Origin of the sequence: Pseudoalteromonas sp. DY56-GL79 (assembly GCF_041414765.1) — a bacterium.
Taxonomy (GTDB): domain Bacteria; phylum Pseudomonadota; class Gammaproteobacteria; order Enterobacterales; family Alteromonadaceae; genus Pseudoalteromonas; species Pseudoalteromonas piscicida.
On the sequence record NZ_JANHZS010000009.1, the window covers coordinates 120,101 to 140,520 of the forward strand.

A 20,420-nucleotide genomic window follows, 5' to 3' on the forward strand; every position below is an offset into this window, starting at 1 on the left:
TAGGAGTCTGATATGTACACGTTACGCGATGCAATTAACAATCGTTATTCCACAAAAGCCTTTGATCCTAATAAAAAAATTAGTGATTCAGATATTGACCTACTCAAGCAGGCGCTAAGACTAAGCCCGTCTAGCACCAACGTTCAGCCATGGCATTTTGTCATCGCAAGTACTGAGGCTGGCAAAACTCAAGTGGCAAAAAGCACACAAGAGAATTACAAATTTAATGAAGCAAAAATACTAAATGCATCGCATGTTGTTGTATTTTCTTCAAAACAAAATATAGATGATGCACATTTAGATAAAGTGCTTGCCAAAGAAAGTGCCGATGGCCGGTTTGAAAAAGGCTCTGAGATCGAGGCACAAATGAACAATGGCCGTCGCTATTTTGTCGGCTTAAATCAAACCAGCGATGAAGCAATCAAAGCATGGACTGGCAAACAAGTTTATTTAAATCTTGGACAGTTCTTGCTCGGTGCGGCATCTCTTGGCATTGACTCAGTTCCTATCGAGGGTTTTGATGCTGAAATCCTAAGCAATGAGCTTGGGTTAACTGAGCAAGGCTTTGACGCTCTTGCCATTGTCGCATTGGGCTATCGAGACGAAGGTGATTTTAATGCTAAATTACCTAAATCTCGCCTTGCTATCGACGATATCATTACCGAAATCTAATACCCAGTTTGGCACTGATAATGGCTAGCTAGATAACGTCAGTGCCACTCCAACTTCGGTTGGAATACCATTTCAAACACCTCAATGTAAACCAATGTGAATGAAACAATAAATTCACAACTATCCTCTCCCCAGTTTTGTATTAAATTTATCCATACTTTTCAATAACATTACAGTTATTTGAAATTATTGGTAATTTTTTAATGTGAATTTTTTAGCTCTGTTGTGAAAATTCTGCTTGAAACATTGAATATATTATTGTTAATTAAAAGTGAAGAGTGAATTCACCTTTAAAAATAACGAAATGACAACAAGTAAACTCAGTCCTCGCCACTGGTTTTGTACCTGCCAACCGAGAGACTGTAGCAACCTCAACAGGAAGAAATAATGAAGCTACTATCACGCACACTATCTACAGGGTTACTCGCAGCAGCCGTAACCGCATCACTGAATGCTCAAGCAATGAATAAAAACCTAGCGGTAAGTGTTGATGTCGACACAAAAAGCAATGGCGATGTTGTTGCGACGCTAAACATCACCAATCAGGGTAAAGGCAATCAAAAAATCTTAAGCTGGTATACAGACCTTGAAGAAGAGCATATTTTCAAAATTACGCGTGATGGTAAAGAAGTTAATTTCTTTGGTCCTCACTACAAACGCCCAGCTCCTACTGAAGCTGACTTTATCAAGTTAAAGTCTGGCGAAACGCTCACTAAATCATTTGAGCTTTCAGGCCTTTATGATCTTAGCCAGCCAGGTAACTACGAAATTAGTTATGATGTTGAATCATTTGATCTTTTCGGTAAAAAAGAAATCCCGAGCATGACTACAAGAACGATGGGTCAGCAATCGATGATGCGTGCCGATGTAGCAGAACTCAGCTCAAATTCGGTAAATCTGTGGCTTGAAGGCGTTGCGATGACGAAGGGCAATGTTCAAGTCAATGCAAAACCAACCGCAGGCGCGGCCGATTGTACTGATGGCACTTGTTTTACAGGTCGTTGTAGTAACAGTGAAAAAACCAGTATTTTGTCAGCACTAAATGCTGCAGACCAGATCACTAATGACTCCGTTGCTTACCTAAATAGCCACTCAGCAAGCAACCCATCTACGCGTTATCAAACTTGGTTTGGCGCAGCGACAAGCAGCCGTTACGCAACCGTGAAATCTAACTTCAATGCAATCAATGATGCAATCGACAACCAAGATCTCACTTTTGACTGTAGTTGTAACAAATCATACTTTGCTTATGTATACCCAAATCAACCATACAAAGTCTATCTATGCCGCGCATTTTGGAGCGCAAATGAGCTGGGTACGGATTCACGTGCAGGCACGATTGTTCACGAGCTAAGTCACTTTAACGCCGTGGCGGGTACAGATGACATCGTTTATGGTCAATCTGGCGCGAAAAACTTAGCAAACTCAAACCCAAGTCAAGCGATTCAAAATGCTGACAGCCATGAATACTTTGCGGAAAACACCCCGTACCAAAACTAATCTCAACTAGTTATCCCTGAACGAGTATCGGGTTTAGGCAACCGTCTAAACCCGATACTATTCACAGCGATTTCAGCTAACATGAAATATACTTCTTAAATTCATCTATTTGCTGAGGAATTTCATGACTTGGGTTATCGTCGCGCTGTGTGGTTTTATCCTACTTGCTACGTTATTGCCACTTGCTAAGCATCCGCACTGGAGTGTCAGAGCAATGGAGTTCCCACGGCTTCAGCTCGCTATTATTACTGCATTTACGCTACTGCTGTCCATTTTCTACCTTAATCTTCAAAGCGTAGCCGCGCTTGCTGTCATTGCTCTATTAGGTTGTTTAAGTTTTCAACTGTGGTGGATTTTACCCTACACCCCGCTTTGGCCGGTCGAGGTAAAAAAAGCGACAACCAATACTCACACAATCAGTTTGATCACCGCCAATATCCTGCAAACCAATCGACAGTTTAATCTGATATTGGAGCAAGTTAGGACACATCAACCTGATATTTTAGTCACGTTAGAAAGTGATGAGTTATGGGAGCAACAATTAGACTCGTTGTTAGATATACTGCCCTACAGCGTTAAATGTCCACAATCCAATTTATATGGCATGCACGTTTATTCTCGCTACCCGCTAGACGAGGCAAAATGTGAGTATATCGTTGAAGAAGGCGTGCCTTCGATACATGCAAGACTCAAGATCGCTCCCCATATCACTATCCAAACCCATTTTTTGCACCCAGCACCGCCGAGCCCCACCGAGAACGAAACGGCCATTGAGCGAGATGCAGAACTGGTGGTTGTTGCCAAACGCGTCATAAAGGAGCCTTTGCCTACCATAGTCACAGGCGATCTCAATGATGTTGCTTGGTCACCAACCACGAGGTTATTTAGGAAAATAAGTGGGCTTCTTGATCCGAGAGTTGGCCGAGGCATGTTTAACACTTTTCATGCACAGTACCCGTTTGCACGCTGGCCGCTAGATCATTTGTTTGCGAGTCACCATTTCACAGTGATCAATATTAAAAGGCTCAACAACATAGGGTCAGATCACTTTGCGCTTTATGCAAAACTCGCTTATCAACCCGTAAAAAATGAAGATGAAGCAGGTCTTGAGCTGAAAAAGAAAGATATCCATCGCAGCAAAGAAATTATTGAAAATGCCGTGGCAAAGCCGAATTGCAAATTATGATAGTGAGTTTAAGTATGGTGAGTTATGAACGAGCGCTATAAATAGAGGTTTTTAAATAACGTCAGCTTGAAGCCAGCATCTCTCACTGACTTCAAGCCGAAAAGTATATTTACGACTTCAGAGAGTTAATCCAAGTCTTGATATCTTCTTCAACAAGCGCCATTGGCCTTGCGCCTTTTAGCAACACCACGTCGTGGAATGCTTTAATATCAAACTTATCACCTAGCTGCTGCTTAGCATGCTCTCTGAGCTCAACCAACTTAAGCATACCTAACTTATAACCAAGCGCTTGACCTGGCCAAGCGATATAACGGTCGATAGCCGATACCACATCACTCATCGCCGTACCGGTTGCATCAGCAAAATAAGTGATCGCTTGGTCTCGTGTCCACTTTTTATAATGTAGGCCCGTATCCACCACCAGTCGAGCAGCACGATATGCCTCAGCTTGCAGACGCCCTAAGTCTCCAAATGGGTCGTCCTTATACATCCCCATTTCGTAAGCCAATAGCTCTGAATACAGTGCCCAGCCCTCAACATAACCATTAAATGAAGCATTTTGACGCATCAAACCTATTTCTGTTTGCAACATATTAAGCGCAATTTGGAAGTGGTGACCAGGAACCGCCTCATGATACGTTAAGGTTTTCATACCAAAGCTTGGTACTGCTTTCATGTCTTTTAGGTTGATTGAAAATACCCCAGGGCGACTTCCATCAAGCGATGGACCGTTGTAGTAACCACCCGGCGCGCCTGCTTCCACTGCTTTTGGTATACGTTTCACTTCAACAGGTTGCGGTGGAATAGTAGAAAAATAATCTGGCGCTTTTTGTAAAATAGTCCCTATTTCACCACGCAAGAACGATAATAACGCTTCACGACCTTCGTCAGAATCCGCATATAAAAATCTCGACTCTTCATTGAGCTGCTTCATCCGGTCACCAACGGTGCCTTGTGCATAGCCATTTTGTTTGAGAATTTCGTCCATACGCTTTGAGATACGTTCCACCTCAGCAAGACCAATTTGGTGGATCTCTTCCGCGCTCATATCAGAATCGGCCAAATAGGTGATCTCATGCTGGTAGAAAGCTTCGCCATTTGGTTGGGCCCAAATACCAACATTTTCAGGCGCTTTGCTCTCTAGAGCGTGCATAATCGCAGACACATTTTTAAATTCAGGATAAAGCTTTTGCTCAACAATTTGTGTTGCCTGTGCAACATAATCAGCGGCGGCTTTATCCGTAATACCATCAATATTCGCAAGTTTATCTTTAAACGACGCAACTAAAGGATGTTCTGCACCACTTGGCGCCGTGAAGTTATCTAAATAACCTAGCGTGTTCGGAAATAAAACTTTTGGTAAAATTACGCCTTTATTGGCATCCGCTTTTACCTTACTTGCAACTTGTTTCGTGACTTCAACAAAGGCATTTAGGCGCGCAACATAGTCTTTTGCATCTTGCTCGCTCTCTATTCCATGTTGGTCTTTAAGCACATTCGGAATATCCAGCAATGGGCCAGACAATTGATTGACAATATATGGCAGGTGTCCGCCCCAAGTATCAATATAACCTGCTGAGAAGCCCTTATCACCAGCATAATAACGTGCAATAACTTCATTTACTTTAAGGTGCAACAAGTCATCAGAGTTCGCCACGCCCGATTGTAATTGTTTTAATTTATCTGCGGCTGCATTCATATCCACCTGGAGCGCCTGCATTCCGACAACCGAGTAATCCGGCAGTCTATTAGCATAGTGACCATATTCATTACTTGATAATTTGAGCGAAGTGGCAAGTGCGGGTTCGTGGTTAATAAACTGCTTGGTGTACTGTTCTACGACTTTGTCGATTTCTGCACGAGAGAGAGTTGATTCAGTGGTTTTAGCAACAGATGTAGTTTCCGTTACCGGCTTGTCTTGAGCACATCCGCTCAAACCTAGCACGACAGAGAGTGCTACCAAGCTTATTTTATTCATTATTACGCCGCTCCATTAGGGTTGTTGTCAAAGCTAAAAATACCAGTGCAGATCAGACTGGTGATAGAATAGTCATACCAATTTGACTGAACACTTGTTCAATTTGATATAAGCACTTCATTCATTGAGAAATCAGAATGCAATAAAGTGCTCACGCTATTCTCATAGATGCAACTACAAGTAACATATTTGCGCTTTTGTTACAGCTATAAAAGATAGAATCCTGCAAAATAAGTTACTTTCTCTACACCTGAACTAAAGTACATAACCTTAGATAGAGTGCTTAGTCTTCAAGCAACAGAGGTTCAGGTATTTCGTTGTGGCCAAATGCAGAGTCAGCAATAATCTGCTGCACGCGACCAGATGACTTGTCAAACACAAAGCAAGCATGTGGCCTTTGCTCCAACTGTAAGCTGATGGTGATACTCAAACTTTTAGGTAAAGCCTGCGCTATCACATCTCTCGAGGCTTCTGTAAAGAGTACAGATTCAGGGGTAAATTGATAAAACTGCCCAAACTGTAAATCACAATGCTCGCCTTGCTGTAAGTCCTTCCTATATTCATATTGGTAGAGCTTGCTGCCACAACCGGGGCCAAAATAATTGGTTGTCAATGCCGTAAAATTGTAGTCCCGCACTTGCGGAATAAAACAGTGCTGAGTCCCCCGCTTTGGCATTGGATGCCAAATTTGTGCGCATACTTTAAAAAATGGTCGTTTATTTTCATAAAGTACATATAGATCATCATTGTCCAACATCCCTCTGGCATGATGCTGGTAATTACTGCTGCCCGCAACTTGAGCTGCGAGAAATTGCTTGTTTTGCGAAAGCCGATACAACATCTCAGCAAGTAGTCTTAATGTACTATCATCCAAGCAGTCTGGACCAGTATATAAGCTAGAAACACAATTAATAAAATCACTAAAATTAATTGCCCCATGACTATAAAAGTTATCGAATTGGCGTGCCATATTTCTTCCTTGTGTGTGAGCGTTTTAGTCAGACGAATAGTGAGTACATCAGCTAAAATTCGTATTTTTTAAAACAGAAACTTGCATATATCCGATTGCAAACTGCGCTGCTTTTTTCTTAGTCCCTAATTAAAGCTAATGCAGACTGGGGAGAACGCAACAAATTAATTACAATTTTGGTGACAGCCTAGTTAAGACTATTAATGAGATGAGTCAGAGGTGGTAGTTTAGAGTTTATACGCTATACAGAGCATAAGTGAAGCATGAGTATATGTCATAAAAACTTCATGCAAATTTATGCACTTAACATCACGCGCAATAGAGACTGAGCCGAGCGCAATATCTATATTATATTTTCATCGTTTCGAATGACACTAATCAGCAAAACAAGATAAACCACGGTCCAAACTTACTTTGATTTGGACTCGGTAATCACCTCGTCTTGGCTAAACATCTCAACCTGAGTTGCTTGAGATGAGATGCTATGAGCATCAGTTGTTAACGTTAAAATAACAAACAATACAGTCATCACTGCAAATGCAATATTGACCGTTTTCCCTAAAAAGCGTGTTTTTAACATCACGATTTCTCCTAAACTTATTCCTACTAAGCTTAGTCGAAATCGTGAGCAAAAAGGTTTAATTCAAATAAAAAATAATTTACTAAATGCAATTATCGAAGCGTGTGGGATTATGCGTTAGCCAACGTTCGAGTTAATTGGTTTTAACGCCTTGATAAGCCTGAGTTCCCCATAATGGAACCGTTGATAAGCTATGCTTAAAGCTACCAGAGGTTTCCTTAGTGGTATAGGCTAAGTACATCAAGGTTTGATTTTTTGCATCAAAGATCCTTCTCACCTTCATTGCTTTAAAGAACACACTTTTTGATTTTTTAAATACCACTTCGCCTGAATCACTTTTATCTATACTCGCCAGCATTGCCGGTGTTATTTCACTCGTTTGACGGCAAGAAATAGAGCTATCGCTTGGGTCCGAAAAGCTCAAATCATCTTCAACACTCGCCACATGACAGGTCACACCCGTTACAACGGGATCAACCATAGAGTCTAATTTTATATCTTTGAGCGTAAATAGACCGAGTGACACATCACCAACTTCACTGTCAGAGCAACCAAGTAACGTACAAGATGCCAACAATGCAAACATCAGCTTTTTCATTGTTTTTCCTTAAGATAATCGACGTACAAAAGAAACATACGGAGTTAATACTCTAAGCTATTTGAAAATTTTCGCAAATCACCTTATTTAAAAAAGAGATAACCATTCAAAAAATCAAAATAATTATTCACAAAATACGAATAAGCATGTTAGCATGCGCCGCAGTTTCAGGGTGGTTAAATTTACCTAAACCATGAACAAAACATGGCTAGTTAATTCACCACCGGTTGTATGAAATTCTCTCTAAACTCGGGACATAAATGCACCACCTGCATAGTTACCCATTTCTAAAGATTGAAATTTCGTCACGTTTAATTCTTAATTTGAGGTTCCACCATCCATGAGTAAGCTCCATCCAAGCTTAGTCGCACTAGCTGTTAGTTCGAGTTTTTTTGTTGTTAATCAATCACAAGCTGAAGAAAGTAAGATTCAAGAAAAGTCAATTGAGCGAATTCAAGTAACAGCCACTCGACGCGCAGGCACAGTTCAAGAAGCGCCATTAAACATTACTGCCGTCGACAGCGATGTTATGAGCGACCAAAATATTGGCGACCTTGAAGATGTAGCAAGATGGGTTCCTGGTTTGACAATCACAGAACAAGGTGGCCGTGAGGGCTCACCTATTATTGTTCGTGGCTTGAATACTAATTCGTCGGAACGTGCTTCTGACTCAGGGACAGTGGCAACTTACCTAGGCGAAATCCCAATCAATGTGGATTTGCGACTAACCGATATCGAACGTGTTGAAGTCTTGATCGGCCCACAAGGTACGCTTTACGGTGCAGGCACGCTAGGTGGTGCGATTAGAACCATGCTTAAAGCGCCAGTGCTTGACGTTATTGAAGGTAAACTAAGTGGTGACTTATTCAGTATCAATGAAAGTGACAGTCATGGTCATGAAGTGGGTGCTGTCTTCAATATGCCTGTAGTGATGGATGAATTAGCCGTTCGTGCGAGCATTAACCGCTATCACAACCCCGGCTTTATGGATTACGGTTATGTGGTTAAGCAAGCTGGCGTTTCAAACCCAGATCCTGATTGGTCCAATGCTGAGGATGTAAAAGCAAACATCAACGCAGTTGCGGATGCAAATGATGAGACCATAACAACCACACGGGTTTCTCTACGTTGGTTGGTGAGTGAGAATATCGATACAACACTAAACTATTTTCATCAGAAGCAAGAAAATGGCGCTAACTCAATTTCACAATATCAAAGTCTTGCAGCACAGCACCCGCTTGCCGATTCTATTAAACCATACGAGTCAGCCTACCGTGTGCTTGAACCTAACGAACAAGAAGACGACCTGCTTAGCCTTGAAATCAACGCCGATTTAGAGTTTGCTGATTTAGTTTCGGCATCCGGTTGGTCAAGCAAAGAACAACAAGGCCAACGAGATCAAACCGATCTACTTTATGATATTTGGCCGGGTTATGCGGATTTTCCTAGTTTTACCGCTTTGACTAAAGATACTACTGATCAAGACACTTTTACCCAAGAGATCCGTTTAGTCTCTAAAGGGGATGACGCGCTAAATTGGATTGCAGGGGTATATTACAGCAAACAAGAAATTAGTTCGGACGATAGAGAGTACACGCCAGGACTCACGGAGTTTTGGGGCGATGAAATCGACAATATTGAGCAAGATCTTGAGTATATCGCACTGACCAATGCCACCAGCAAAGAGTCAGCATTGTTTGGCGAAATTGGCTATGCATTTTCAGACGATTTTAATATCACAGTGGGCGCTCGTTTCTATCGCTATGATGTTAAAACTGAGTCAGCGGCTGAAACCCCACTCTATTCTGGAGGCCTGCCAAGCCTCGAACAAATTTCATTTGAACAAGTCAGTGCCAAAGACAATGGTAGTTTGTTTAAGTTTAATGCCAATTACACTTGGCAAGATGGACTACTGACGTACTTCACTGTCAGTGAAGGATTTAGGTTAGGCGGTGGTAACGGTTTGGAATCGTGTCCAGAAACACTACCAGAGCAACAGATCATCTGTGCACTGCCGCATGAGCTTAGCTATAAACCAGATACCACCACTAACTATGAGCTGGGATTAAAGTCAACATGGCTAAATAACAAGCTGCATTTTAATGCCGCATTATTCAGTGTTGATTGGGAAGATGCACAGATCTCATCTGTGACGGTAAACGGCCAAGAGATCATTACCTCCAATGCTGGTTCTGCGAACGCTAGTGGGATTGAGTTGTCAACCCGGGCGATATTGAACGACCAGTGGACGGTGTATGCAACCTATTCTTATGCAAAAGCACAGCTAACTGATGATGCACCAGCCCTGTTTGCGGTATTCAAAGAAGGTGACTATAGCGCTGAAGAAATCGCGCTTTACCAGCCGTACTATGACGGTACAGACGGTGACCGCTTACCTGGCGCGCCAAAACAGCAGTTCTCATTCGGTTTAAGCTACGAACAGGAAGTGTTCGACGACAAAATGCTTAACGTTAATTATGGAGTAACCGCACAGAGTGACGTATACACGAAAGTCGGACTCAAAGCTGACGGAGAGGTATTGCCAGGATTTGCCTTGTCTAACCTCAGTGCGAAGCTTTCAAGCGAGCAATGGGCCGTCACTTTTTATGTCGACAACCTGTTTGACAAATTTGCTTTCACCTCGGTAAGGCGCGACAAATCTTGGGCTGGTGAAGCTAAATTTTCGGCGTTAAATAAAGCCTTGCCAGAGCAGCAGCGTGTGTACGGACACTACGTCACAACACCTCGCACCGTTGGGGTCAAGCTTAACTACCAGTTTGAGTTATAATCAGCAAAAAACTAAAATAGAGAGTGAAGTTACCTTCACTCTCTTTACGTTGCGATGACATCATACAATCAGATCCAAAGCTATATTCAACAGCGTCAATTTCAAGCGGCGCATCACGCATTAGTCGCTCGCATTAACAGCAATGCCAACGATCACCACGCGTACGCCTTATTGGCCGATTTGAATATCGCTCTCGGTAACCTCAGCAAAGCGCTAAAAATTTACGACAAGTGCCTAAGTTTATTTCCATGCGCACTTTACTCCCTAAGTGCTGCCAAACTTGCGCTTTTTACCCAAGCACCATTAGTGGCAAAGCGTTATATTCTGCATTTGCTAGGTAACACACAATTGTCGGGGTCAGAGCACGATACCCTCGCAAATATCTTACTGAGATTAAACCAATACACTGACGCTGGTTGGCATTTTAACCATGCCTATACACGCTCACCACACTGTCCTGAAATCGCGCTCAACTATGCAATGCATTTAAAGATGTCTGGTGAATTAGCACAAGCGCGGACGCTGCTTGCCTCTTTAGTGCAAGCAAAGCCAAGTAATGCTAAGTGCCAGTTAGCCTACTCAGAGCTTACTCCTGTAGAATTAGCATCGACTCGCATCACTCAGTTAGCAACTGAGATAACAGTGCAAACTGCACCACTTGCATTACAACGGCTTTACCATGCGCAGGCAATCGAATACGAAAAGCAGGAAAATTATCCCAAGGCATGGCAAAGCTTTATTGCCAGTAAACAAGCGATTAGTACTGAGGTTTCCTATTCATCTGAACAAATGACTGGCTATTTTCAAACACTTGGCAAACTTCTAGACAAGCCTATTAATTTTGCTCCAGAGCAAACGCTTGCACCAATATTTGTCATTGGTCTGCCACGTTCGGGCACCAGTTTAATGGAGCAGATCTTAGCGCAATTGTCGCTACAACCGCTGGGAGAAACCAGTGTATTACCCCAAGCACTTAGGTTTTCTTGTGACTATAACAGCAATATTCAGCACATCAGCCACGCCTATGAAGAAGCTAACGCCATTGAGCAATACCGCCTCTTCACCGTGCAATCCGTTGCTGGTGACCAACGTTTTATAGACAAACAACCATTTCATTTTTTCTTTACCGATTTGCTTGCAAAGGCGTTTCCACGCGCAAAGTTTGTCGTGATGAAACGAGACAGAACAGATACTTGTATCGCAAACTTCCGTCAGCTATATCAAACGAATAGCCCCTTTCATGGCTACTCATACCGGATGCAAGATATTCAAGTTATGTATGATAATACTTATGCGTTTTTGCAAGATGCTGCACAAAGACATCCGACTCAAATTAAGTTTGTGAATTATGAATCGCTGGTAGAAATACCCCAGGCTGTGATGAAGGAAGTCTGTCAATTTCTCGAATTGGATTGGCAAGATAATGCACTTCACTTTTATAAGCAGGGTTATTACTCAGCGACAGCCAGCAAAATGCAGATCAGACAGCCATTGAATAACTCAAGTGTTGGGAAATTCAGAGGAAAATACGCGATCTAACCTAGCCGTGAATGGTCCCATTAACTAGGAACGACTAGTAGTAGCCGCTCCTTTGCTCTCCCAAACGGTTAAAATAAAGATGCCTTAACTAGCTATCCACCATGCGAGCAGCACAATGGCCGTTGTGAGAATAACGGCTTTTATTTTATGTTTTTTAATTAGCTTTTCAGCCTGATTACCAGCAAAGTAAACGACCGCCGCCAAGCCAAAATAACGTAAAGAACGGGCAATACAGGTTGCAATTAGAAATTGTAATAGTGAAAATTTTGTGGCGCCTGCTGCTAGCATGGCAATCTGAAAAGGTACTGGCGCAATACCTAAGGTCAACACAAACCAAAATCCCTGACTTTGCATCTGCGCTTTCACTTGCTCAAACTGAGACGGACTCGACAGCAGCTCAATAACGGAATCCCCCACTGCATCAAATAAATAGTAACCCAACGCATAACCAAATAAGGCACCAATTACACATCCAACCGTCGCCATTAGCGCAATTAGCCATAGTTTTTCTCGCCTTGCCTGCATTAGCGGCACCATCACAGCTTCAAGCGGAATAGGCACGATGGTTGACTCTAAAAAAGAGGCAATCGTGATCCCTTTGAGCATATTTTTTGATTCTACTAATCGCTTGGTCTTTTGCTTCAATTCAGCCGTTAGCGCCATCACACTTCCCCTGATGTTCTAAGTAATGGAGACAAGCATAGCCTAAGCTATGTTTCTCCTTCCTGAATTAAATGGTTATTCATATATGCTGGTATTTGTATGTGCGGACAAATGCGATACTCTGTTTTAGAGTGAATTATTGGGGGGGGGATGTTTCTGTGAATTATTTGGCGCATTTGTACTTTGCCAAACCAACTGCCGCATCGCACTTTGGCAACTTGCTCGGTGACTTTCAAAAAGGCGTGAATATACAAGTACTGCCCAAACCTGTGCAACTTGGTCTACAAACACATATGCAAGTCGATAAATTTACCGATAGCCACTCGATAACAAAATCTGCTAAACAACTTTTTTCGCCCGCGCGTCGCCGCTTTGCAGGCATTGCACTGGATGTGTTATATGACCACTTTTTGATTAAGCACTGGCAGCAATATCACAGCACCTCGCTTGATGACTTTAAACGTCAGAGCTTTTCATTGCTGCACGATAACTTGCACATCATGCCTGCGCACATGCAACGAGTCGTTAGCGCAATGACACAAAATGATTGGTTTGCCACCTATGAATCCGTAGCTGGTGTGGGTCATGCACTCGATAACATCGCCCAACGTATTCGTTTTCAAAACCAATTCTCAGGCACTGAAGTGGATATAAAAGAGCACTACCACCAACTTGAATCTGGATTTCAAACCTTTTTTCCGCAGTTGGTTGAGCACATAAGGCAGCAATCCATAGAGCACCAGAAAATAGAGTAAACTGTCGCCGTGTTACTCAATACCAACTCGATTGCAAGGTTGCCAGGAAGGGCTGCCCCCCCGCTGGACACCTGTTCTTTGGCTGCTATCTAACCAGTCAAAACGGTACATAAACGCTAGGTGTATTTTATACCAATACCAGAGACAGACTACTCGTTGACGTGAAGTTTCCGATTAAATCCGCTCAAAACGATATAGGCCACGCCAAATCACCGCGATGATCTCACCTTTATCATTCGTTTCAATGGTGACATCTGCGCCCCCTTCAAGCTCAATCAGGGTGTCTTCCTCTGTGGCAACAAAGGCCATCAGGTTGTCACGGGCCATATCTAAGACGTTAAATCGCGTCCCCTCTCGGGTGATTTTCATTTTAAACTGATGATCTTTCTCATAAGCATACAGGCCTTCCAATTGCTTTGCGCGTGCCTCAGGTAATGTAATCGCGGTTATCTTTTTACTGCGTATAAAATTCCAGCCGTAATGTTCGCTGATGGCAATGCGAAGCTCACCAAATACGGTACTCGCTGAGTCGCCATTGGACATCAACACCATACCCTCATCTTTTTCTACAAATGCTTCAAAACGATTGCTAAAGCCTTTATTTTTACCACCATGGGTGAAAACAAGCCCTTGCTCTCGCTGTTCAAGCTCTGGTCCCAAACCCCATACGTCATGATGAACTTCAAGCATTTGCTTCGCCAGCTCTGGTGTGATGGGCCCCACGGTATTGCCTGCATACGCTTGTTGTACGGCCATAATATATTTAGCGAGATCCACCGGAGTGGTCCAAAGGCCAGCCGCGGCTTGTTCTGGATAAAGATGCCAGTCCCCTTCAACTTGCTCGCCTTTATCGTCAAACGCAGCACTGGCTTTTGACCATAGCGTTTTCGGTAATGGTTGCGCATAGGTACTATTGTGCATCCCTAGCGGAGTTAAAATTGCCTGCTGGACATACTCTTCAAATGGCATTTTTGTCACATCTGCCACGAGCAATTCCATTACCGTGTAACCACCGCCAGAATAGCGCCAAGCTTTACCTGGCAAAGTGTCAACCGTCACTAAGTCGGTATTGCCTTTACCCATTAAGACTTCAACGTCAGTTGGAATTTTACTACCACGCACGTAGCCCGGAAAACCATGTTGAGTGAGCCCCGAGGTGTGAGTCATTAACTGTCTCAAAGTAACAGGATTGGCTTTGGTAAATTCGTTCGTTGGTACTTTCCAAGAGGTGAGATATTGATTAACGTCAGCATCTAAATCGACTTTACCATCTTGCGCTAACTTTAATACCGCAAGCGCAGCAACTGGCTTACTAATTGACCCTGCCTGAAACAGCGTTTCAGTAGTCACTTTTCGATTTTGCTTTTTATCTGCAATGCCAAAACCCTCAGCCCACACCACTTTACCATCTTTGATCACGGCAAGGCTTAAGCCCGGCAAATGCGTTTCTTGAAGACGCGTCTGCAAATCTACAGGTTTATATTTTTGGCCTTCCAATTGCACTCTAGGTAAAAGATTTTGTGCAACTTGTTGAACTTGATGTTGGCCCGAGTCAGTGGCGAAGGATGTCTGACTTAGCAAAGACGAGCAAAATATGGCGCAGTACAATAGTTTCGACATGATATTTCCCTTGTTATTATCGTTATTCACTCACTTTACACATTGATAAATGTGCCGTGAATGAATAACAGTATAATCATGAGATAAAGAAAAATGCACCTACATCAACTTTGAGCCTGAGACACTCGGCGATTAACGGGGTAACGCTCAAAATCCTCCCAGTAATGAATTCCACCTATCATCTCTTTTACTTGATAGCCCAATTTTGCAAGCTTATACGCAGCCTTTGTCGCGCCATTACACCCTGGACCCCAACAATAAACCACGATTGGTGTGACCTTGTCATACTTAGCCATCGTCAGTTCGCTTATGTCTGCGCTTGGCATATTGACTGCGCCTTGAGCATGACTTTTGGCAAAGGCTTCATTCGACCTGACATCAAATAGCACAAAATCCTGCTGCCCCGTTAATATCGCCTGATAAACATCAGCACAATCCGTTTCGCAAGCCAGCTTCATTGCAAAATACTGTGATACATCTACTTTCATCTTCTAACTCCTATTTAAATAATCTGAGCTGCGGATAATTATTTAACCTGAGGTTTGGATAAGGAATGAGCTAGCTCAGGTTATTTAACCTCACCCGAGGTCAACTACGTTACGCACTTGATAGGCGTTAATGAATTCATATTTTTTGAAGGCGATGTTCATCATTTCAGAATAGGCAATCGCAGCAAGCTCATTTAAACTGGTGGTATTCAATACGTGATTGAGTTTAGTGCAATGGAGTTTTACCATTTAAGGTCGTTTGTTGCGGTTGCAGAGGCCCAAAATCTAACGGCAGCAGCGAAACGACTGTACACCACACCACCTGCTATCAGCGCCCATATCAAAGCGCTTGAGGAGGAACTCAATACTGTGTTGTTCCACCGTTCTAGCAAAGGGATGCAGCTCACAGAACAAGGTAAGATCTTGCTAGACAAAGCTAAGTTAACGCTTGCAAGTGCAAATGATTTAATGCACACCGCAGCGCAAGCCAAAACACTGCTCACCGGCGAGTTCAGACTTGGCTTGAACCACCCTATTGGCACCTCGAGCGAACTTGGCACACTGATAAAAACCCTCAACCAGCACTTTCCAAGTCTTTCTTTTTCTCTGGAATTACTCTCAAGTGGTGTCATCGTCGACAAACTCAGTGATGGCCTCCTTGATGGTGGGGTTATTTATGGCGAAGTACCTGCTCATTTTAGCGCTGTACCGCTCACAGAAGTTGCGGTTACCACCGCTTATCCTGCATCTTGGCCTACGCCATCACATAAAGCCGAATTGGCACAGATGACGTGGATACGTATGGGAAAAGGCTGCCCTTTTGATAAGCAACTTGATCAACAGCTAAGCGAAGTAAACGCGGTAAATATTAATGCTGCAGATGAGCGCTCCCGCTTGGCTTTAGTTAAGGCAGGACTCGGCGTGAGTTTTATTGAAGCCAACGCCATTGCAGATCAAGGAGCAGAGGTTGCCTTGTCTAGTTTGCTAGACTTTTCGCTCCCTGTACATTTTGTTGTGGCAAATCAAGCGCTCACAGAGCCTAAAGTGAACGCCGTGTACCAAGTCGTTTGTGCATCTATTGATGCTGCGCAAGGATAATCCCCTGCTGCTTTTTCGGCATTTTTTCGACTACAAGGCGAAATGAGTTATCCATCATCCGCTCAAGTTCTCCAGTTGGAATGGAGCCATCGAGCACCACCGTGTTCCAGAGCTTTTTATTCATGTGATAACCCGGTAACACCGCACTAAAAATGTCTCGCAGCGCTTGCGCTTCATCAGGATCGCATTTGAGATTTACGCGCCAATGGGAGTGCTCGTCATCTTCTTTACCCATTTTACCAAGCGCCAACGTCGCGAACATTTTGTCCTTCACTTTATATACATCCACGCCTTCACCAAAAGGCTGACTTACGCTGGTATAAGGTTTTGCAAGCAAGTAGTCGTGTACTTGTTGATGGTTCATCTTATTCTTCTGCCTTTAGATTAATCGTTGCCGCTTAGTAGTAAAGCATAATACCAAGCGGCGTAGTAGCATAAATTACGCAACCTGAGGTTTGAATAAGAAATACGCTAACTCATTGTTTTGAAGCTCAGGTTACTCAGGTTGCGGTGCCTGTCCTTGCCAGCTCCAACTTGGAAAGAGTTCGCCATTCACGACGGCATTATTACCAGAAAACAGCGAGTGCGGCCTTTCTTGCGTTACCCAATTTGTCGCAGAGGAGTGCTCCAACTCAAAAACCACATTACCAAAGAAGCTGTAAGGCCCTGATAAGGTCGAGTTTCGATAAGCAGCAAACAAGGTTTGGCCGCCCATCATCAGTTCACCAACACTACTTTGCTGGTCGATTTCGGCGGCGCCTTTACTCCAGATCATCAATAGGTTTATATGCGACTGCCCATCTGCTAAAAAGTAGCCATTTCCAGCAACTTGTACTGCGTCGAACAGGTTCCCTTGGGTACTTCTAGCATTGGCGGTGTCAAACACATATGCTGTCATCGCCTGATTTCCGGCTACAAATTCAGCAAAAGCGCCCCCTGCTATTTTCACTTTGGCTTGGTTTAGATTACTTAAGTAAAGATTACTATTATCTGTCACGATATAGTGGTATTCAGGCTCAGTGCCTTGCACTTGAGTCGCGACATTATCCAATCTTGCCATTCCCTGCGCCGTCACCGTTACGCTACTTTGCTGAGCGGTGCTAACAACCCCTAAGTTATTGAGCTTAACCGAACCAGACTCCACTAATACGGTCGGCTGCACGCCGTTTAGCGCCGCAGAGATAACATCTTGAGTATTATCAGACCCTGAAATGGTGATACCACGTCTCGTGATCTTAATTGGGCCCTGACATTGTCCTTGAATAGCAAAGGTAATTTCATCGACAGGCCAACTTACTTGCTCAACGGCACGTTTCAGTAAGCTGCGGTTAGTATGACAGTTGATAGCAAAAGTATACGACCCACTGGCACTTTGTGATGCGACTTGCTTTGCCAAGACATGCAGCCTTTTGACATCGCTGTCATTTGTGTCCTTTGCAAAAACATGGGAAGCGCAGATAGCGGATGCAACCAAACTGGTTGCAAATATGCTTGTACTTAATTTCATTTCCTTATCCTTTACACGGTTAATCCTGCCAATTGCAGTACCCTAAATCCTAATACAGATCCTTTGTTTTGCCAGGGCCTGTTGACCTTTGCTGTTTGATTTTGTTCTCCTGAGTGTGTTTTGGTCGCGACGCTCGACTTGCCGCCTAGTAATCTAGGCAAAAGTTGAGCAACAATGAACAGAGCGCACTCAGGTGAACCCAAAGGGCAGTGCTTGATTGGCATTTCTACTGTGTTATCGCCTGACTTACATAGAACAACTATGCTACGCAGACTCTGCCTTGTATAAATACCAATCAAGCTGCTGCAAAAACAAACTTGAAAGATAAACAGGCCCTCGATATAAAATGCACTGTATATTTAAACACTACTGACACTCCCTGACACAACATCGTGGTTTACTCATCTTGAACTCAAAAAGGAGAAAGACCATGCAACAAAATGTCGTAGAGATTGTAAAATTTAAATTGGCTCTTGGTGCTACAGAGAGCGACATTATGGGTGTAAACCCAGCTTTTACCGAGTGGGTAGAACAGCAACCTGGGTTACTATATCGTTCGTTGACTAAAGACAGTCAGACTGGCGAGTATTTAGATATTATTTATTGGCAATCGATGGAGCATGCAAAAGCGGTTTCAGCGCAATTCCCAACAACCGAAGTATGCCAAAGATTAACGCAATACATAGACAGCGAGAGTGTCACCATTAGTCACAGTAATGTACTCTCTCAAACGCCATGTAGCGGTTAATTAATCTGAGATTTGAATAACAAGGAAAACTCGTGCATAAATCAGAACGTCTCTTTCAATTAGTGGATCTGCTCAAGGGTCGACGATTAGCGGTTACCGCTAAGTCATTGGCCGATCACTTTACGGTATCAGAGCGTACGATTTATCGCGATATTCAGGACTTACAAAGTTCTGGCGTGCCAATTGAGGGGGAAGCAGGTGTCGGCTATATCATTGGTGACTACCCACTGCCCCCTATGATGTTTAGCTATGATGAACTCACCGCATTATTACTTGGCAGTAAAATGGTTGGAGCATGGACGGATCCCGAACTAAGCGCACATGCAAAAGCGGCCATTGCCAAAATAGAGGCCGTGCTACCCGCTCACCTCAAACAACAGCATGATCACTCCCCTTATTTGGTTTCGAGTTTTAAACACGGACCACAACAACAATCCTTTAGCGCTACACTTAGGCTGGCCATTGCGGCTAAGCAGTGTGTACAACTTGAATATCAAGACGTTGCAAAGCAACAAACCCAGCGTATTATCGAGCCACTCGGATTGGTTTATTGGGGTGGAAAGTGGACGCTGGTCGCATTTTGTCAGCTCCGCAGTGATTACCGTGAATTTCGCTTGGACCGTATCACCGCGATACATAAAAGTAAGCTGACCTTTACCGTAAATCCTGATAAAAACCTCAATCATTATGTTGAATTAGTTAAAGCCAAATACGCCGAAGAAATTGCACAGCACCAATGCCAAGCGCCTGATAAAAGTAGCAACTAATTCTAAGCTCACTGCCCGATTCATATTTTGTTACTAATACTTGCGCATCTAAAATCAACCTTTTCAGACTGCACCGCGACTAATTTTGTAAATCAGACTTATTCCTTCGAGGTGCTTATGAAAACCACAAAATCAATACTCATTATTTCGGTAACACTGGCTTTGAGTGCCTGCATTGGCTACTCCAATGCAAATACAACCGAGCCGCAAACACAAGGCAGCTACCGGCTTATCGCTTACCAAGACTGTAACCCAATAATCAAACACACCATGGACGCCGAACAGGTGGCCGCATACAAAGCACTCAAAGCGGCAGAGCTTGATATCTCAGCTTCTGAGTTACCAATAAAAGATATTGAAGACAAGCTCGCACTGCTCAGCAAAGAAATGGAAGCCATTAATAAAGAGGCGATACAAGAAGACGACGATCGACTTGTGATCAATAAAGCGCTACTGGCAAAACAAGAAGAAAAGGCCAAGCAAATTGAGGCAGTAATTGAAAGTCACGCAGCTAATTTTGATGCCATTGACGACTATGCCGAAAAAATCGAAGCCGCAGCAAATCGTTTTGATAAGGCGTTAAAACCCATAATCGGTGACTTAAAAGAGGTCAATATTAATATCATCGAACCCGGTGAAACCCAGAGTGCCCGTTGCCTCGCGTCAAGCTAAGCAAGTTGAACTGACTGAATGGAGGAAATTATTCCTCCAACTGTATTTGCTCATCACTTGCCTTACCATGTAGACAAATTAGTAAGGACTTTAGCTGACAGGCGGTTTTGAGCAAAATATGGCTACTTCATGAAATGCTTTATGCGTATTAGTTCACATATAAAATGTGTTATGTTTGTTCATGCTAGCCTCAGCTGTTTAGTTATTTAACAAATTAATTATGGCTGTTTAGTTATTTAACAAATTAATTATGGCTCTGCTTTATATAAAGCTAACCCACGAAAAAGAGAA

Annotated in this window: 19 protein-coding genes; 10 read left to right on the top strand and 9 right to left on the bottom strand. The window is 43.2% G+C overall.

Translation table 11 applies throughout. The features are described from left to right. The first annotated feature begins 12 nt into the window (after window positions 1-12). The 3 genes from nfsB (at window position 13) to NO992_RS08380 (ending at window position 3,358) form a co-directional block, all read left to right on the top strand. Window positions 13-672 (top strand): oxygen-insensitive NAD(P)H nitroreductase, encoded by a 660-nt coding sequence (nfsB, locus tag NO992_RS08370; RefSeq protein WP_371376073.1) that lies wholly within the window; start codon window positions 13-15, stop codon window positions 670-672. A gap of 387 nt (window positions 673-1,059) precedes the next feature. Then, window positions 1,060-2,172, top strand: a complete 1,113-nt coding sequence (locus NO992_RS08375; RefSeq protein WP_010375891.1) for a M35 family metallo-endopeptidase — start codon at window positions 1,060-1,062, stop codon at window positions 2,170-2,172. Between the two features lie 124 nt (window positions 2,173-2,296). Then, the gene (locus NO992_RS08380; protein WP_253103514.1) at window positions 2,297-3,358 is read left to right on the top strand and encodes an endonuclease/exonuclease/phosphatase family protein; all 1,062 of its coding nucleotides are present in this window, start codon (window positions 2,297-2,299) and stop codon (window positions 3,356-3,358) included. A 109-nt stretch (window positions 3,359-3,467) separates the two neighbouring features. Here the strand turns inward: NO992_RS08380 and NO992_RS08385 are convergent, their stop codons facing one another. From NO992_RS08385 to NO992_RS08400, 4 genes are all read right to left on the bottom strand, one after another. Continuing rightward, window positions 3,468-5,336, bottom strand: coding sequence for a DUF885 family protein (locus NO992_RS08385; protein WP_222241157.1), 1,869 nt, complete (start codon window positions 5,334-5,336; stop codon window positions 3,468-3,470). A 283-nt stretch (window positions 5,337-5,619) separates the two neighbouring features. After that, window positions 5,620-6,306: a transposase gene (locus NO992_RS08390; RefSeq protein ID WP_371376078.1), complete on the bottom strand. Its 687-nt coding sequence runs from the start codon at window positions 6,304-6,306 to the stop codon at window positions 5,620-5,622. Between the two features lie 409 nt (window positions 6,307-6,715). Then, on the bottom strand, window positions 6,716-6,889 hold the full coding sequence (locus tag NO992_RS08395; RefSeq protein WP_155940707.1) for a hypothetical protein: 174 nt from the start codon (window positions 6,887-6,889) through the stop codon (window positions 6,716-6,718). Window positions 6,890-7,019: 130 nt separating this feature from the next. After that, window positions 7,020-7,484, bottom strand: coding sequence for a CreA family protein (locus tag NO992_RS08400; RefSeq protein WP_371376081.1), 465 nt, complete (start codon window positions 7,482-7,484; stop codon window positions 7,020-7,022). A 340-nt stretch (window positions 7,485-7,824) separates the two neighbouring features. Between NO992_RS08400 and NO992_RS08405 the strand changes: the two genes are divergently transcribed. Together NO992_RS08405 and NO992_RS08410 are read left to right on the top strand one after the other, a co-directional pair. Then, window positions 7,825-10,272, top strand: coding sequence for a TonB-dependent receptor (locus tag NO992_RS08405; RefSeq protein WP_371376084.1), 2,448 nt, complete (start codon window positions 7,825-7,827; stop codon window positions 10,270-10,272). Window positions 10,273-10,326: 54 nt separating this feature from the next. Next, window positions 10,327-11,811, top strand: coding sequence for a sulfotransferase (locus tag NO992_RS08410; protein ID WP_371376088.1), 1,485 nt, complete (start codon window positions 10,327-10,329; stop codon window positions 11,809-11,811). 84 nt (window positions 11,812-11,895) lie between these two features. On the opposite strand, the gene NO992_RS08415 is transcribed toward NO992_RS08410, so the two are convergent. Further along, window positions 11,896-12,474, bottom strand: a complete 579-nt coding sequence (locus NO992_RS08415; RefSeq protein WP_371376091.1) for a YqaA family protein — start codon at window positions 12,472-12,474, stop codon at window positions 11,896-11,898. A 158-nt stretch (window positions 12,475-12,632) separates the two neighbouring features. Between NO992_RS08415 and NO992_RS08420 the strand changes: the two genes are divergently transcribed. Then, on the top strand, window positions 12,633-13,229 hold the full coding sequence (locus NO992_RS08420; protein ID WP_371376095.1) for an ACP phosphodiesterase: 597 nt from the start codon (window positions 12,633-12,635) through the stop codon (window positions 13,227-13,229). A gap of 174 nt (window positions 13,230-13,403) precedes the next feature. On the opposite strand, the gene NO992_RS08425 is transcribed toward NO992_RS08420, so the two are convergent. Together NO992_RS08425 and NO992_RS08430 are read right to left on the bottom strand one after the other, a co-directional pair. Continuing rightward, on the bottom strand, window positions 13,404-14,849 hold the full coding sequence (locus tag NO992_RS08425; protein ID WP_371376098.1) for a serine hydrolase domain-containing protein: 1,446 nt from the start codon (window positions 14,847-14,849) through the stop codon (window positions 13,404-13,406). 104 nt (window positions 14,850-14,953) lie between these two features. Next, a complete protein-coding gene (locus NO992_RS08430; protein ID WP_371376101.1) occupies window positions 14,954-15,337 on the bottom strand; it encodes a rhodanese-like domain-containing protein in 384 nt (127 codons plus the stop codon). A 216-nt stretch (window positions 15,338-15,553) separates the two neighbouring features. Between NO992_RS08430 and NO992_RS08435 the strand changes: the two genes are divergently transcribed. Then, a complete protein-coding gene (locus NO992_RS08435) occupies window positions 15,554-16,435 on the top strand; it encodes a LysR family transcriptional regulator (RefSeq protein ID WP_174169916.1) in 882 nt (293 codons plus the stop codon). Here the strand turns inward: NO992_RS08435 and NO992_RS08440 are convergent. Continuing rightward, window positions 16,413-16,799, bottom strand: a complete 387-nt coding sequence (locus NO992_RS08440) for an MmcQ/YjbR family DNA-binding protein (RefSeq protein WP_010375908.1) — start codon at window positions 16,797-16,799, stop codon at window positions 16,413-16,415. The genes NO992_RS08435 and NO992_RS08440 overlap by 23 nt on opposite strands. A 132-nt stretch (window positions 16,800-16,931) precedes the next feature. Next, complete coding sequence (locus NO992_RS08445; protein ID WP_371376104.1) at window positions 16,932-17,942, bottom strand: hypothetical protein; 1,011 nt, start codon at window positions 17,940-17,942, stop codon at window positions 16,932-16,934. A gap of 430 nt (window positions 17,943-18,372) precedes the next feature. Between NO992_RS08445 and NO992_RS08450 the strand changes: the two genes are divergently transcribed. The 3 genes from NO992_RS08450 (at window position 18,373) to NO992_RS08460 (ending at window position 20,129) form a co-directional block, all read left to right on the top strand. Then, window positions 18,373-18,690, top strand: coding sequence for a hypothetical protein (locus NO992_RS08450; protein ID WP_010375910.1), 318 nt, complete (start codon window positions 18,373-18,375; stop codon window positions 18,688-18,690). A 32-nt stretch (window positions 18,691-18,722) separates the two neighbouring features. Continuing rightward, on the top strand, window positions 18,723-19,457 hold the full coding sequence (locus NO992_RS08455) for a YafY family protein (protein ID WP_010606229.1): 735 nt from the start codon (window positions 18,723-18,725) through the stop codon (window positions 19,455-19,457). A gap of 117 nt (window positions 19,458-19,574) precedes the next feature. Beyond that, window positions 19,575-20,129, top strand: coding sequence for a hypothetical protein (locus NO992_RS08460; protein ID WP_371376107.1), 555 nt, complete (start codon window positions 19,575-19,577; stop codon window positions 20,127-20,129). Window positions 20,130-20,420 lie beyond the last annotated feature (291 nt).